General features: G+C 46.5%; 9 protein-coding genes. All 9 read right to left on the bottom strand.

Going from position 1 to position 15,616, the window contains the following annotated elements:
* Positions 1–17: 17 nt before the first annotated feature.
* Entirely contained in the window at positions 18–2,624 is a 2,607-nt protein-coding gene (gene xyl3A / locus ACQRBJ_RS00840; protein ID WP_445302637.1) for a xylan 1,4-beta-xylosidase, read from the bottom strand.
* Between the two features lie 113 nt (positions 2,625–2,737).
* Positions 2,738–5,275: a TIM-barrel domain-containing protein gene (locus ACQRBJ_RS00845; protein WP_445302638.1), complete on the bottom strand. Its 2,538-nt coding sequence runs from the start codon at positions 5,273–5,275 to the stop codon at positions 2,738–2,740.
* Between the two features lie 182 nt (positions 5,276–5,457).
* A complete protein-coding gene (locus ACQRBJ_RS00850; RefSeq protein ID WP_441936692.1) occupies positions 5,458–6,069 on the bottom strand; it encodes an HU family DNA-binding protein in 612 nt (203 codons plus the stop codon).
* Positions 6,070–6,488: 419 nt separating this feature from the next.
* The gene (locus ACQRBJ_RS00855; RefSeq protein WP_445302639.1) at positions 6,489–7,979 is read right to left on the bottom strand and encodes a family 43 glycosylhydrolase; all 1,491 of its coding nucleotides are present in this window, start codon (positions 7,977–7,979) and stop codon (positions 6,489–6,491) included.
* A 20-nt stretch (positions 7,980–7,999) separates the two neighbouring features.
* Complete coding sequence (locus ACQRBJ_RS00860) at positions 8,000–8,704, bottom strand: acetylxylan esterase (protein WP_295348093.1); 705 nt, start codon at positions 8,702–8,704, stop codon at positions 8,000–8,002.
* A 12-nt stretch (positions 8,705–8,716) separates the two neighbouring features.
* On the bottom strand, positions 8,717–11,236 hold the full coding sequence (locus ACQRBJ_RS00865) for a glycosyl hydrolase family 8 (RefSeq protein ID WP_445302640.1): 2,520 nt from the start codon (positions 11,234–11,236) through the stop codon (positions 8,717–8,719).
* Positions 11,237–11,348: 112 nt separating this feature from the next.
* The gene (locus tag ACQRBJ_RS00870; RefSeq protein WP_445302641.1) at positions 11,349–11,555 is read right to left on the bottom strand and encodes a RagB/SusD family nutrient uptake outer membrane protein; all 207 of its coding nucleotides are present in this window, start codon (positions 11,553–11,555) and stop codon (positions 11,349–11,351) included.
* 267 nt (positions 11,556–11,822) lie between these two features.
* Complete coding sequence (locus ACQRBJ_RS00875) at positions 11,823–13,694, bottom strand: sialate O-acetylesterase (protein ID WP_445302683.1); 1,872 nt, start codon at positions 13,692–13,694, stop codon at positions 11,823–11,825.
* A gap of 207 nt (positions 13,695–13,901) precedes the next feature.
* Positions 13,902–15,401 carry a glycoside hydrolase family 43 protein gene (locus ACQRBJ_RS00880; protein ID WP_445302642.1) on the bottom strand — a complete coding sequence of 500 codons (1,500 nt, stop codon included), beginning with the start codon at positions 15,399–15,401 and terminating at the stop codon, positions 13,902–13,904.
* Between the last annotated feature and the right edge of the window lie 215 nt (positions 15,402–15,616).

Here is a 15,616-nt window from a genome sequence, read left to right on the forward strand (position 1 = left end):
TATATGTATACCATTACTTAATATTCAATAGAAACATCCAGTTTCTTCAAATCCTTATCAGCCGAACTGCTGCCGTAATAAACCTCATACTTTCCTGCCTTGGCACGCACGGTATTGGTGGCAGCATCGAAGAGTTCGAAGTTTCTGCTATCCAGCGTGATGACAGCCTCAGCAGTCTTTCCTGCCTTCACCTCCACTCTCTCGAAAGCCTTCAAGCTCTTCAATGGTCCTTCGGTATCAGCAGGATCCTTCACATACACCTGCACAATCTCGGTTCCATCCTTCTTTCCAACATTACTTACCGGTACCTTCAGCGTAATCTTTTCACCCTTCTTCAAGATAGAGTTGGAAAGTGTAGCATCACCTATACGGAAAGAAGTGTAGCTTAAACCATAACCGAATGGGAAGAGCGCATCGTTCATATAACGATAGGTTCTGCCCTTCATGCTGTAATCCTTGAAATCAGGCAACTGCTCTGAATTCTTATAGAACGTAATAGGCAACTTGCCAGCAGGATTATACTCTCCGAAGAGTACACGAGCCACAGCCTCACCACCTTCCTGACCAGGATACCAGGCCTGGAGGATGGCATCGCAACTCTCTGTCTCTGGAGTCAAGGCAATGGCAGAACCCGAACAGTTGACAAAGACAACCTTTTTGCCAGCCTCCTTCAAAGCCTTCAGGAAATTGCGCTGAACCTTAGGCAATTCGATGTTGGTGCGGTCACCACCCTTGAAGCCAGAAATCTCGATAGGCATTTCCTCACCTTCCAACTGTGGAGAGATACCACCTACGAAGACTACAGTCTCGCAATCCTTCAACTGCTTGAGCGAAGCCTGATAGTCGATAGGATTCTCATGACCGATATTGAACTTCATGTCCGCATTATAGGTTGGCATCTCGTGATAGCGAATCTCTATCTTATACTCCTTGCCCTTCTCGGCTTGGAACTCGATACGACTCTCGGTAGTGCGCCAGATAGAATGCTCTGCCTTCTTCTCACCATTCAGATATACCTCGTAGTGACCGCAACCAGCCACGTCGAGCAACACCTTGTCTGTCTGCTTAGGACGGAACACGGTTTCATATTTTGCAGAAAAGCCCACCAGCTTCACATTAGGAGCGAAGGAGTGCTGACCATAGGTCGTTACCTGCACAGGATTCTTCTCCTGGGTGATGGTAACAGGCTTGCCTTCCATCTTGCGATTGTTCCAGAAAGTGCCCTTAAAGCCCATCTTGCCATCCATGCTACACTGGTCGAAGTAAGAATTCAAAACTTGGTCGTTCACCAAGTCGCATCCATTAAAGGTGACAACCTGGTTTTTCTTCAAACGACTCCTGATACCATCCTGGATGGTAATTGTCTGTCGTGGAGTACCATTATAGTTTCCCCACATCATCGGTTCGTTATCCACATTTGGTCCGATGAAAGCAATCTTCTTTACTTTTTTATTGAGAGGCAAAACCTCATTATTGTTTTGGAGCAGCGTCATGGTCTGCAGAGCCATATCGAGCGAGAGCTGGCGATGCGCCTTACTGCAAAGCACAGATACTGGAATCTTCGACCATGATACTATCTTGTTGTCATCCATCTCACCCAAGTCGAAACGACCTTCGAGCAGACGAATCACATGCTTATCAACTTCATCTTCTGTCAAGGCACCATACTTCACTGCCTCAGGCACCGACTTATATACATAATTATATCCACACTCCACATCCGTGCCAGCCAGCACGCCCTTAGCTGCTGCATTTCTGGCATTGCTCGAAACCTTATGATTCTCCCAGAAATCAGTAACAGCGCCACAGTCGGAAACTACCAGGTACTTGAATCCCCACTCATCCCTGAGAATCTGCTGCAAAAGACGGGTGTTGCCGCAGCATGGTTCATCATCCCAACGCTGATAGGCACACATCACCTCGCGCACCTTGGCATCCTGCACCAGCGATTTGAAGGCAGGCATATAAGTTTCCCAAAGGTCACGCGGCGTGACATCGGTAATATTGTCTGTATGGCGAGCCCATTCTGGTCCGCTATGAATTGCATAGTGCTTGGCACAAGCCCAGAGTTTGCGGTATTTAGTATCTTCAGGTCCCTGCAATCCGCGCACCACGGCACATCCCATCCTACTGGTAAGATAAGGATCCTCACCATAGGTTTCCTGTCCACGTCCCCAGCGAGGATCACGGAAGATATTCACGTTTGGAGTCCAGACAGAGAGGGCATGGAAACGGGTTACATCTCCTCCCTTCTGCTGCAGTTCATTCCATTTGGCACGCATCTCATCAGATGTTGCATCAAAGACTCTATACACCATTCTGTCGTTAAACGAAGCTGCCATTCCGATAGGTTCCGGAAAGACGGTTACATCTCCCATGTTCGCCACACCATGCAGTGCCTCGCTCCACCACTGGAATCTCTTGATTCCCAATCGCGGGATAGCCGGTGAATCATCCAGCATCAGAGAAGCTTTCTCTTCCAAAGTGAGACGACCACATAAATCTACCGCTCTTTCATGAGCCGAGAGGGCTGGATTCTGATAAGGCAACTGCTGCGCTGAGGCATTGCCGGAGGATATAGTTACCACAAACATCAAAGCTGCGTATATAACATTCTTGTTCATTGTAATTACTATTAAGCTATTAGTATATTAAATTGTTATTTGCACTGCAAAGGTAAACAAAAAAAGCAGAATACTATTTTATCACAAGTATCAAATACTTTCAATTATGTAAATTACATCTGTACCTTTACAGCCTTTCCGTCATATTCCACACTCTTGCTTGCCTGCATAGGCTGATCGCCCGCACCACTATTGGCATCCACCAGTACGATGTGGAATCTGCGATGCTGGAGCATTCCCTTATAGCTGCCCTTACGTGGAGCGATGTTCAGGGTTCTGTCTGCTTCATTCCAAACAAACTTGATTTCAGAGAATTTACCCTTCTCATAGTTGTAGTTGTCACCCTCGTCCTCATAGAGCGTAAACGAACCGTCTGCACCAGGATAGACACGGATTTCCAGCTCATCCCAAGGCTTCTCTGAACTATACTGCACTTCAGGACCGAATGGCAGGATGGTACCTGTCTTGATGAATACAGGCATGATGTCGATAGGACAAAGGCGCTGGATATCCTGACCGCCCTCATACTGGGCATTGCTCCAGAAATCATACCATTTATTACCCTTCGGCAAGTAAACATTCACAGGCGCAGCTGCCTTCCTTACATCAGGATAGATGGTATGACCCTTCTTCTCCTTATCCTTCCAGGTGTATAAAGGATCGGTTACCGGCTTCACCAGAATGTTGCGGCCGAAGAGATACTCATCGTTCAGGCGGGAAGCCTTCTTGTCGTGGGCGTAATCCATCACCAGGGCACGCATCATGCTTCCGCTATTCTGTACACAGTCGCCAGCCGTACTGTAGATATAAGGCAAAAGGCGATAGCGCAGCTTGATGGCCTTAATCATAGCATCATAAGCCCAGTCGCCCGGCTTTCCGAATTCATACAGTTCGCTTACCATCGGCGAAGAACAGTGGTTGCGCATCAATGGCATGAAGGTTCCCCACTGCATCCAGCGGGTCTGCAGTTCCTGAATGGCAGGGTTCTTTGGATTCTGTTCAAACTCCCAGTAGAAGAAACCACCCAGGTCGGTGTTCCAGAATGGGATACCGCAGAGCGAGAAGTTCAAGCCCGATGGAATCTGATTCTTCATCTCGTTCCAGGAAGCCACCACATCACCGCTCCAGCAGATGGTGCCATAATGCTGAATACCGAGACTGCCGCTTCGGGTCATCTGGAGCGAACGCTTTGTGTTGCCCTTCATCGCTCTCTGGTGCTCGTAGATGCTCTTGTTGTGCAACAATGGGAAGGCGTTCTTCACTCCCAACCATGAACCATCGAAGGTCTGATAGTTCTCATCGCCCGGCTTCTCAAAATGGTCAGGCTCCGTAGAATCGGTCCACCAGGCATCAAAGCCGATCTGGTAGAGGTGGGTAAGATACTTCCAGTAGAGGTTGCGAGCCTTCGGATTGAAGACATCGTATGGCATCACGCCACTGTTTCTTGGCCAGGTATCGAAAGGAAGGAGGGCATTCATCTTCTTCAGTTCACGATACTGCTCTGTCCAAGGACCGAAACTTGCCCAGATGGAAATCATCAGATGGGCATCATTCTTGTGAACATACTTCACCATCTCTTCCGGACTCTTCAGGCGGGGTTCTCCCTGCGCCTTCATCTGCTTCATATCGGTAGGAAGATACTTGGCATAGGCTGGGTCGCCTACCTTATTTATATAATATGGATTCTGGAATTTCATCGCATTCCAGTTGGAGTCGCATCCCCAATACTGCCAGTCCTGCACGATGGCATCAGTAGGAATCTTCAGTTCGCGATACTTGTCCAACACGCCAGCCAGTTCATCACTGGTCTTATAGCGCTCGCGGCATTGCCAGAAGCCCATCGCCCATTTCGGGAACATCGTAGCCTGTCCGGTGAGTTCACGGATGCTGGCGATGACTCCATCCTGCGTACCATCCTTGTACATGAAATAGTAGTCGGCGCAGGTTCCCACTTCGCTGGTAAAGGAAGTGCATGATGGCCGGTTGCTATTGTTCTTGGATGCTACTACATCATTGAAATAGGTTTTTCCAGCATTGTCCCAGTAAAGACCATAGCCCTTCTCACTGGTGAAATAAGGGATGGCGATATAGGTGTTATGATTCCAGAGTTCGATGTTCTGGCGACCACGCTGATTCATGTAAACATCACGCAACTGTCCCAAGCCATAGATGGCCTCGTCATCAGCAAGGCGGAAGTCCTGCTCTATGCGGTACTTGCCCTTGTTGGCTTCATCCTTGCGGGCTTCCAGACGGGTCTTCGTATCGGTAAGCAGCAGCTTTCCATCCTTCGAAAGGAAGCGGATTTCGCCAGTCTGCTGATTCAGTTCAACGGAAATAAAACTAGAATTGATTTTTACAATATCTCCGTTTTCCTGTATTTGAATGCCCTTCATCTGCTGAGGTTTCAAGATGACAGAATAGCTTTTCTTCTGAACGGGAGCACCAAGTCCAGCATCAGATTTAAAGATGCGGACGATGGATGGAGAATAGAATTCAATGGTTACATTCTGCTGAGCCACCTGACGGGTGACAGACTTGGCAGCCGTACCTTTCTGAGTGCCTGCCACCTTTACGCTCTTGGCGCTGAGTTCACTTGGAACGCCAACTACAGCGATGCCCAAAAGGGCAATGAGAGATAAATTCTTTAGCATACTTTTGTTTATTTTATTAGAGGGTTTATGATTTGTACTGTTCCAAATACTTAAGATAGTATTTCGACTGCAAAAGACAGCATCATCTGTAGAATACAATTATCAGAAAGGCTCTGTCGGGTATTGAGCACATAGAAATAACCGTTTGATGATATATGGTTTATTTCCCTTCATATTCTCAACTATTCCGTTTTATTATTCAAGAAATAAATCGGTGAACGGGGAGTACCATCCTTTACCAACAAGCCTTTGGCTATGAAGTGATTTATCCACTTTTGTGCCATATGACGAGACAGTCCAAACAGTATCCTCATGAGTTTGATGGTGAGATAACGGTTCTTCTGGAAATATTCCTGCAATTTTGCCCAAAGCTTCTCTTCTGTAAAAATTGTTGAACGACTGGAATACTGGGAACGGACGAAATGGATATTTCTATCTATTTCCCTCAACAGCCCAGCCTCCGGACGGAAATTGATTCCCCGCAAACGTACTTCCTTTCCCGTAATCTTCTTATTAGGCTTATCCGCAGGCATTTCCAGGTTTACAGCAAGCGAGAAATATCCCAGTTCGGGAATATAAACCCTGCGTCCCATAGAAAATTCAGACACGACAATGTCATGAAGTTCAGACAACACTGCAGCCACATCACCCTTGGTGAGTGAACATCTTTGCTGGATGGTGGCTTCCAGTTCGTGAGCCGTCATCGCCTCATACTGCTTCAATCGAACGTATTTACGTTCCTCACCACTACCCTCAGCATTGGTAATAGTATAAACATCATACTTTAAGTCCATAGTTGCTTTGTTTTATTATCTTCTGCAAATATATGAAATAATCACAGAAGCTGTATCTATTGATCATAAGAATTAGATTTATTTAATAGTTGGCAATTGCCAGCAAGGTTGCTGGCATATGGCAGCAACCTTGCGGATATATGACAGCAAGATTGCCGGCAGCTGCCGACAACCACACAGAACTGTATTTAAGAAGTAAATAATACAGGTTTCTAAGACCATTAAAATAACTTATTCCAGTTTTGAAGTTCAGGAGTTAAAGGTGTTATCGCTCCCTACGGTCGCTGAGGAGTTAAGACAATAGTCTTTTTTAGCATAGTTTTTAAACTGAAAGACATACGTCTTAACTCCTTAACTTCCTTAACTCCTTTAACTTCCAGATATGCGAAAGTTCAGTAACTTATCAAATCATCATGAATTTATTGTTGTCTGAAATTCCATTTAGAATTGTCGCTGTTGAAATCAAAAGGAGCCAAGCCTGGGGTACAGTCGCCTAATGAAACCAATGCCAGTTTCTCTTCTGTGCCTGGTATAGCCTTCGGCATAATGCGATAGGTGCCATCGGTAAGTTGTTCGATGCGCCAAAGCTGGGCATCTTCACCAGTAAACTCAGATTTGGCAATGACATCATGCTGAGCGGTTGCGGTAAGATAACGGGTAGTGCCTTCTATGCAGATCTTATAATAAGGGCCACCCAGATAACCACCCTTTCCGGCAGGCATGATACTCCACTTCTGATGAGGACGGAACATGTAATCGTTCATTCTTACCTTCACCTCGCCCTTAGGCCATCCTGCTTCTACCTCCTTCAAGGTTTGAGGTCCGATGTTCTTCAAAGGTTTGGTTGGCTTTATCCAGAAAGGTTCGATATCCCGCTGCATTCTCACGAAATCTACGGCAATCTCCAGGGCATAGCCTCTTCGTTCCGATTCTATCTCGTAGGTTCCGGCATGAAATTCATCACCAGCCACAGGCCAGTCGTTCTTCCACAACAAAGGACGGATAGCCAACACACTTCGTCCTCCCTGTCTGAAATCAGACTCATAGTGGAACGACATCTTTTCCACACCTTCTTCCTCAATATAGCGTCCGAAGTGACCGGGACCCGTCTTCAGATTATTGGCTGCAATCACCATCTTTCCTCCGCCCTGCAACATTTCTCTGCCCACATTATCTACGTATGGACCGGTTATCTTTCGCGAACGTCCCACCACGATATTGTAGGTAGAATTAGGACCATCGCAACAGGTGCCATGAGTGCCGAGAAGATAATACCAGCCGTTGCGGTAAATCAAATCAGTAGCTTCACAGTCGATGGCGATATTGACGGGTTCGTTGCCTTCCATCCGCTTACCTGTCTTCGGATCAAGTTCTACCAGACGGATAAATCCGAAATAGGTACCATAGCTGAGCCAGAGTCTGCCGGTAGTAGGGTCGAGCAACAAGCCCGCATCAATGGCATCACAATCTTCATCATCCAATGAAGAAGCTACCACCACCGGTTCAGTATATTTGAAATCAGGCGATTTCGGATCGAGCGTTTTGTTCCACATCGTCAGGACATCACCACGATGACTGCCTCCCAATCCACCACCCGTAGCACTGTAGGCTACAAGATAACGGTCGCCAATCTTCAACACATCAGGAGCCGCTCCTCTTCCGGGACGAACAGCACCACCCTGCCAGGTCCAGCCATCCTCCGACCAGATTCCACCTTCACCCGTTCCAAAGGTATAATACTTTCCATCACACTGGGCAATGGTAGAAGGATCATGAATGAAAGGTTCGCCAACCTGGGCTTCTGCCTCGTAAGCAGAAGAAGACAACAAGGCAACCCAAGCAGCGGCATAAAGTTTCTGCTGAACAGCAACCGGGCTAAAATATCTGAAAAATATATTGTTCTGTTTCATAACTTTCTTTATTGATTGCACTACTTCACGTGAATAGACAGGTTTCTGACAGGCTTGCCCTGTCCGTCGATGAATCGGACACAGAAGTCGCTCATGCCAGGGCCATTGATGACTGCACCACGAAGGATATTTCTACCTTTCTTCAAGGTAAGCTTCTTAGAAACCACATCATCGCGAACCATCCTTCGGTCGCCTTCCAGCATCACCGCCTCCTCACCATTGAGCCACCACATGGAAGCACCATTCGAGCCAACAGCCAAGCGGACGTTTTTCATCTCCTCAGGGCAATCGATAATGGTAACCGCCCAGAACAAGACACCATACTTGGGTTTTTCGAACGAAGTAGCGAAACGGAAGAGTTTCACATTAAACAGTTTACTGTCCAGCGCATGCCATTTCAGTTTTTCCTTGCCCACCTTCACGACGGCTCCATCCTTAGGAACTGTTTCCATCTGTTTAGGGAAATACTGCGTATGGAATATCTCCTTCAGATAAGAATCAGTAAAAACGACATTGCTTTTGACCGGCATCGAGATTGGCTCCAGAAGCAACCATCTCTGTATAAAGCCAGCCGCATTGGGCACGACAGGCTGCTTGCCGACAGGTCCGAAATAAGGATTAATGTCTACAGGTAATTCCTTATTTTGGGCATCCGCAGAGGAATGTCCAAAAAGGAATACACATAAACAAAACAATCTTACTATTTTATTGAAAAAGTTGTTCATAGACTATTCTTTTTATTTTTGAGGTTCGATAATCTGATAACGGCCACTCAGATGCATGAAGGCGAAGAGACGCAACAGTCCGTCGTAGTAGCCATCGAAGAAGCCTTCTTTATCTGGCTCATGCTTGGCATTCCAGAAATGACTGACGAATTCCCTGCCCTTCACATGATTGCTGACCAATGAAGCCGCAGCCGCAGTGGCAACAAAACCGATAGAATGGCGGAGCGCCTTAGGAGCCGTACCTGCCGGCAGAATATCTTCTACCATCGTTCCATCTACATTATACTGATCCAGGAAAGAATCAATACCCTGACTATACAGGAAGTTCTGCAGCGTATTGGCATATTTCTGCTGCCACTCCTTATCCTTACAAGCCCATGAATAATCGAGCGCTATGTTCATTGGCACTCGCCATGAATCGTAGCGGAATGCATCACCCAGCAACTGCCCCGTCTTCATCAGACTGCCATCATAGTTGCAATAGTCCGGGTTCAAGCCCGTCTTCTCATTGATGCACGTATGCAGGAACTCACGGCTTTTCTCAGCACATTCCTTCCAGAACTGAGAACGTCCGTCGTTAGCCCATTTTGCCCAAACCTCGTAAAAGGCAGGGAGATGGTAAGAAGGATCGGTAAACTTCCCGCCCCAATGATCGGGCGTAAAGGTGATGAGCTGATGTTCAAGATTGATAAGCGGAGCTGTGCGGTCCATTCCCGCCTTCTGCATGCTGCAATCCAGAATATTCTGCGCTTCCTTCAGATAGTTGATGCCCGTATCATTGCCCCATCGGTTGGATGCAAAGATGAGCGAAGTTACGAAATAGAGTTCACCATCAGATGCGGCTCCCTGCGCATTTCTCGTTCCATCAGTCTTGCAGCTCCATGCGAAATAGCCCTTATAAGGTCCTTCCTGATGCTGCATGTATCTCTTGCTCCATCGCCAGAGGCGGTCGAAGATGTCCTTCTTGTCAAACTGCACGGCAGCCATCATTCCATACGACATGCCTTCGGTTCTCACATCATTGTTCTTTATATCGCTGACATATCCCATGGAATCGCCTACTTCGAAATAGACCTTATTCTTACCATAGAATACATCATTGAATACTTCGTTCACCTTCCTGTCAATATCAGCCTGCTTATAGCCCATTTCGGCAAAGAGATTGCGATACTGATGAGTTTCGAAAGCACCCTTTTCCCAAGGCAACGCATCAAAGCCCAGCCAGTCAACCTCTACATCGGCACCACTCTGCAAGGATACGTGTAGAGCATGGACGCCTAGAGGAGCATGAAGCACCTGGGTACGGATATTCTTCCAGCCTGCCGACTTCGGAATCTTCACTTTAGCGATGATATTTCCCTTCTTGCCATCGGCTCTGACTACGAGCACACCGCCCTTAGCCGACTTGGCACGAACGGTGATTTCTTCCACCTTCTCATTACCGAAATCCACCTTATTATATATAAGAGCTGCATTCGATTTTGAGAAGAGAGTCTTCCATCCGGCAAAACAATTGTTTTTATCCAGATAATCAATACCAATACCCTTGCCTTTCAGTGCAGAATAGCGGTCTATCTGAATGCGCGAGCGAGCGTTCGTCAATCCCACACCTCTTAGCGTAGGTATCACCTTCTGTATCGTTCCGTCAGGATTGAAGTTCAGAGAGTCGATTCGTACCGAGCGGTTCTTGTCGAACTTTGGGGAATAATCATTATGATGATAGAAGAGATACCACTGTCCCTGATATTCCACGATGCTATGATGATTGGTCCAGCACTTCGTAGGCGACTCATCCATGATGATGCCCTTGAATGTGAAAGGTCCCATCGGATGGTCAGCCATGGCATAAGCCAGCGTTTCGGTGCCATTCTTTTCACGTACCCAAGGGAAGGTGAAATAATATTTGCCGTTACGTTCGAAGGCAAACGGTCCTTCCTTGAATCCTTCAGGCAATCCCTCTACCAGTTTGGGTTCCGAGGCAAGTTCCGTCATGTTTGGTTTCAGCTTAGCCATGTGCAAACCAGCTCCAGCCCAGTAGATATAAGCCTGTCCGTCTTTATCTATCAACACACAAGGGTCTATACCATGAACTCCCTCTATGGGTTTCCACATCGGCATAAATGGTCCTTCCGGCTGGTCGGCAACAGCCACACCTATTCCAAATCCCTTCTCCTCCCCTTTCGGAGCGGCAGGGAAATAGAAGTAATATTTCCCGTCTTTCTCTACACAATCAGGAGCCCACATCGTATAACTTCCGTCTTGTACCCAAGGTACCTTGTCCTGCGAAACGATGACTCCATGATCCTGCCACTCAGTAAGATTGGTAGAAGAGAAAACGTGATAATCTGCCATACAGAACCATTCCTTCAGTTTCTCGATAGGACTCGGAATGTCATGAGAAGGATAGAGATATATCTTCCCGTTGAATACGCGAGCCGTAGGATCAGCAGAATACTGTCCGCTGATAATCGGGTTCTGAGCAGAAGCTCCTGTCGATAACGCCAGCATCAAGGCACACATCCATGTTTTCATACGCAAAATCCTTTAAAGAAGAAAAAAGGGGGTGCTTCTTTTCAAAACACCCCCTAATTGGCAAACTAATCTATAGTTCTAAAAACGTTATATTTACAAAACAACTTCATGATTACCAACCAGGATTCTGCTCCAGGTTAGGATTCTTATCCTTCACGGTCTGTGGATAAGGGAAGAACTCATGCTTGCCCTCCTTGAAACCTACTTCGAAACCGGCATCCTTGGCTGCACTGGTAGATACGGTATAGAAACGGCTGTTGGCCTCTGTACCATGTTCCCAGGTAACCTTGCGGTCATCAGCCTTAGGTGCACGGAACAACTAAGAGAATAGATTAAAATTATTTATTTTTATAAGTTTACGATTGTACATTTTTAAATAAATAGCTTTCTTTGTTAAAGAAGCACGCTGCAAAATTAAGATTTATTTTGTTACATAGCTTTGTTTTATGTTACAAATACTTTCTGAAAAATAACAAAATCCCAAATGATACATTTGATAATATAAATATAACATTAAAAAATCCCGAAGCAGCCATGCCGCTTCGGGATTCAACTTAAAATATCAGCTTATTGATTTTTTGTCGTGTTACTTAAACAGATGAGGAACGAATTCCTTGAAACATCTGCGCCAGGTGAGCCACTCGTGATGAGTACCAGGAGAAACATAGACATCAAGCTTGATGCCCAGATCCTTCAGCTCCTTCGCCATCTTCTCCGTGCCGAAGTTCTCTTCAGAACCGCAGCCCATGAACATATAGTTTATCTGGCTGTTGAACTTCTCTGCATCGGCAAAGACACCGTTGAAGCAGGTCTTGACATCCACACCGAAAAGTGCACCGCTGAAAGTTCCCAGGGCTGAGAACTTATCCAGGTTCGGCAACACGGTGTTGAAAGTCTGGCAACCGCCCCATGACAAGCCAGCCATCGCACGATGCTCTCTGTCGGTATAGGTGCGGAACTTCTTATCTACCATCGGAATCAGATCCTTGATAATCACATCGTAGAAAGAAGCACCATAGAGCTTGCGCTCCTCATCTACATCCTTGCCAGGACGTGGTACGAAAGGCTGCTTCACATCACCGCTCTCCATTACCACAATCATAGGCTCAGCCTTGCCTTCGGCAATGAGATTATCCATGATGTGCTGCATATAGCCCTGATGGCTCCAGCCCGTCTCGTCCTCTCCCATTCCGTGCTGCAGATAGAGCACTGGATAGCGCTTGGTGAGATTGGTTTCATATTCTGCAGGCGTATAAACCATGGCTCTGCGGAACTTGCCCTGAGATGCAGCATAGTAAGATACCGAACGAACCTGACCCTGAGCTACTCCCTGCTGAGGACGATAGTAGTTGCCTTCGGCTCCCTCAGGAACCTCCAGACCACTCGCCTCTCGGCAGCAGCCGAAATAGGTTTCGCTGGCTGGATCTACTACCTGTACACCATCCACATTCAGGAAATAATAGTGGAAGCCTACTACCAATGGGTCAGAAACACCATACCAGTCGCCATCCAGATCCTTCTTCATCGGATACTTCTTTCCGCAGATGTCGAAGATTACCTGCCTTGCCTCCGGTGCGTGAAGCTTGACGTAGGCACGGCGGTCTTTGTCCACACGCGGATAGTTGGCATCCGGAATGATACCGAGCAGCGAGAGCATCATGTTGGCATAACGCTTACCCATGGTGCGATAGCTTTCGGCAATGAAATGCAATCCGTCGCCACGCTGCGGACATCCCTTGGAAGAGATGACGTGGGCAGTAGGGATGGTCTTGGCGATGTCATCCACAATGGCGATATGCTGCCAACAGCTGCCGCCCTGGTCTTTCTGAACGGTTTCGCCCACGAGCAAAGGTACATCTTCTGCCTTCAGGTGCAACTCTTTCAGAATATCGTTATACACGGTCTTCACACGGTTAGGCCAGTTGACATCACCATTGTTGGTTTCTCCCTGATGCAGCAGGATTCCCTTGATGACACCCTGCTTCTGGGCAATCTTGGCAAGCTCGATGAGTCGGGCGTATGGATTGCCGTTATACTGGGAAGCGAAGTTCTTCATCCAGTCGGGCTGCTTCTTCAGGTACGCCTTACAGGTACGCTTGTCGAAGAGGTCGATGCTGGCACCGCCCACCGCCACGGTGATGGTTCCCACCTTGATGCTGTCTGGCAGGTTATCCACCATCTTTCTTCCGAAATAATCTACAGGAGTAAGGCCAGTGTCTGGTCGTGCCTGAGGAGGAACGGCAGTATGCCACTGTCCTTTTTTCCATCCAGCCTTTTCATCATCCACGGCATACATTGCCATGAATCTTGGATTCACACCTGTTCGGTCGATGTCTTCGATGGCGGCATTACCCTCCATGTTCGACTGTCCGAAACATAGATAAATTTGAAAATTTGGATCGGGGCTTACATTGCCCCCATTACTTGCCTGTGTCCCCATAGGAAGGCACAGATTCATGAAAAAAAATACGATAATTATTAAACGTCTCATTTGTTATATGTTAAATATCAATTACTGAATTATCTTTTTCTGATAACATTGCCTTTATAGTTATGTTTGATAGCACAGCTTCCATGCATAGTCTCCTCAGCGCAGGATACGTACAGAAAGTTAAGGAGAGTGCATCATAATGGGCAATGCACCCTCCTTGTCATCAGGAAGTTATCATTTGAACTTCCATTCGTCGAATGTGATATTGTTTCCTTTCAGGACAAAACAGAGGTCCATTGTGCCTGTCATATTCTTTTGAAGTTGGGATTCTATGAGTTTCATTTGCGGGGTACCAACTTTGATTGAAGCTATGACTTCTCCGTCCGGCCTATCCCGGCGAACTTCTATGATTCCGTTTCCGGATGCCTTAATTTCCAGACTGGAAGGTACTTTGTTGAATTCCACACCTCTGACAGCAATGATGCCAGTCTTGTTGGGAACGGTAACGGCATACATGTCCCCGATGCTTTTTCCATTTGTGAACTTGACGCCTTGTGTGGCAGCTGTGGTTTCGGCCTGCTGGATGATGAACGGATTCATAGGCTGTATCTGTTTTACGCCTTTCAGAGTCTGATTACCCATGTGGATATTCACAGTATTCTCGTCAACTTGTATTTCATCGACACAAACATTACGAAAACCAGCTGTTGTATTGAAACTATGTTGCAAACTCATTGTGTGATAGAATACATACCATTTCCCGCGGAATTTGTGTAGATGTGTATGATTGTTGCTGTAGTCAAATCCATAATCTCCAGGGTTTTTCATATAGTTGTGCTGGTATTTCCAACTTTTGGTTACCAGCGGAGTTTTGCTAGTCATGTAACTCATGCAACAGGTGGTTGGTTTCTCTGTCGGGAGAGGCCAGTCGCTAAAATCTTGCCAATCTATGTTATAAGTATAAACGTATGTGCCGTTGATGTAGTTTAATTCGTTAGCTTCGAAATGATGGGGAGCCCGGATGGGCTTTATCGGGCCATCCACACTAATCATGTCTTTTCCCAAACGCATAATGCGAGCACATCCTCCGCCTACTGTCAACCAACCTTTTCCTTTGTCATCGATGACTACACCCGGATCGAAAGCAGCTTTGCATTCTCCTGCTATGCCGGGAGTGTTTGTGTCTACCAAACTATGATTCAGCGGGCTTGACCACGGTCCTATGGGGGATGTGGATGTCAGCACTGCGGTTCCACCCCCGCTATTGGAGAAATAGAGGTAGAAGTGAGTCTTGCCGTCCGCTTCCTCACGTTTTGCAATCGACGGTGCCCATGATGTTTGTATCCATGGGGCGATGCTGTCTGTTTTAATAATTCCGTGATAGGTCCAGTTTGTCATGTCATCGGAAGACATCATCACCAGAGATTTGATGTATTCGTAGGAGTTTTTTCCGTAACCGCCTATTGAATCATATTGTTGCTGATCGTTTGTTGCGTACACATAAATTCTGCCATTATATTCTACTGCAGTTGGATCCGCTGTAAACATAAAATCCAGCAGGGGATTTCCATCTCCTGTGGTGAGTTTTGGGGAAACGTCCGGCATGGTTACATAAGGCACGGAATCATTTTGCAGGGACTGATTTTCTCCGGCCTGCGCATTTTGCTGGTGAGATATCATACATGCAGCAATGGCCATTGATAAAACGGGGGTCTGGATATTTTTCTTTTTCATACGTAAACTGTTATCGTCTTACATTAATATAGAACTTATGTTTTACACTAAATTTATATTTATGTGAGTATTTGTCACTAGAAAGAATAGCACCCATAATACCTATGAATGTTATGTTAGTCATGATAGTCTTGGCGATATCATCCACAATGGCGATATGCTGCCAGCAAAGTAAATAACTTTTTTCATAAGCACAATTTGTTATTAAGTTAATA

This window comes from Prevotella sp. SGI.167, from assembly GCF_050313615.1.
GTDB lineage: Bacteria > Bacteroidota > Bacteroidia > Bacteroidales > Bacteroidaceae > Prevotella.

What these genes read in the sequence shown, in the direction of transcription:
- ACQRBJ_RS00875 (WP_445302683.1), bottom strand. Translation starts at nt 13,694, where the DNA reads ATGAATCTGTGCCTTCCTATGGGGACACAGGCAAGTAATGGGGGCAAT.
- ACQRBJ_RS00865 (WP_445302640.1), bottom strand. Translation starts at nt 11,236, where the DNA reads ATGAAAACATGGATGTGTGCCTTGATGCTGGCGTTATCGACAGGAGCT.
- ACQRBJ_RS00855 (WP_445302639.1), bottom strand. Translation starts at nt 7,979, where the DNA reads ATGAAACAGAACAATATATTTTTCAGATATTTTAGCCCGGTTGCTGTT.
- ACQRBJ_RS00850 (WP_441936692.1), bottom strand. Translation starts at nt 6,069, where the DNA reads ATGGACTTAAAGTATGATGTTTATACTATTACCAATGCTGAGGGTAGT.
- xyl3A (WP_445302637.1), bottom strand. Translation starts at nt 2,624, where the DNA reads ATGAACAAGAATGTTATATACGCAGCTTTGATGTTTGTGGTAACTATA.
- ACQRBJ_RS00860 (WP_295348093.1), bottom strand. Translation starts at nt 8,704, where the DNA reads ATGAACAACTTTTTCAATAAAATAGTAAGATTGTTTTGTTTATGTGTA.
- ACQRBJ_RS00880 (WP_445302642.1), bottom strand. Translation starts at nt 15,401, where the DNA reads ATGAAAAAGAAAAATATCCAGACCCCCGTTTTATCAATGGCCATTGCT.
- ACQRBJ_RS00845 (WP_445302638.1), bottom strand. Translation starts at nt 5,275, where the DNA reads ATGCTAAAGAATTTATCTCTCATTGCCCTTTTGGGCATCGCTGTAGTT.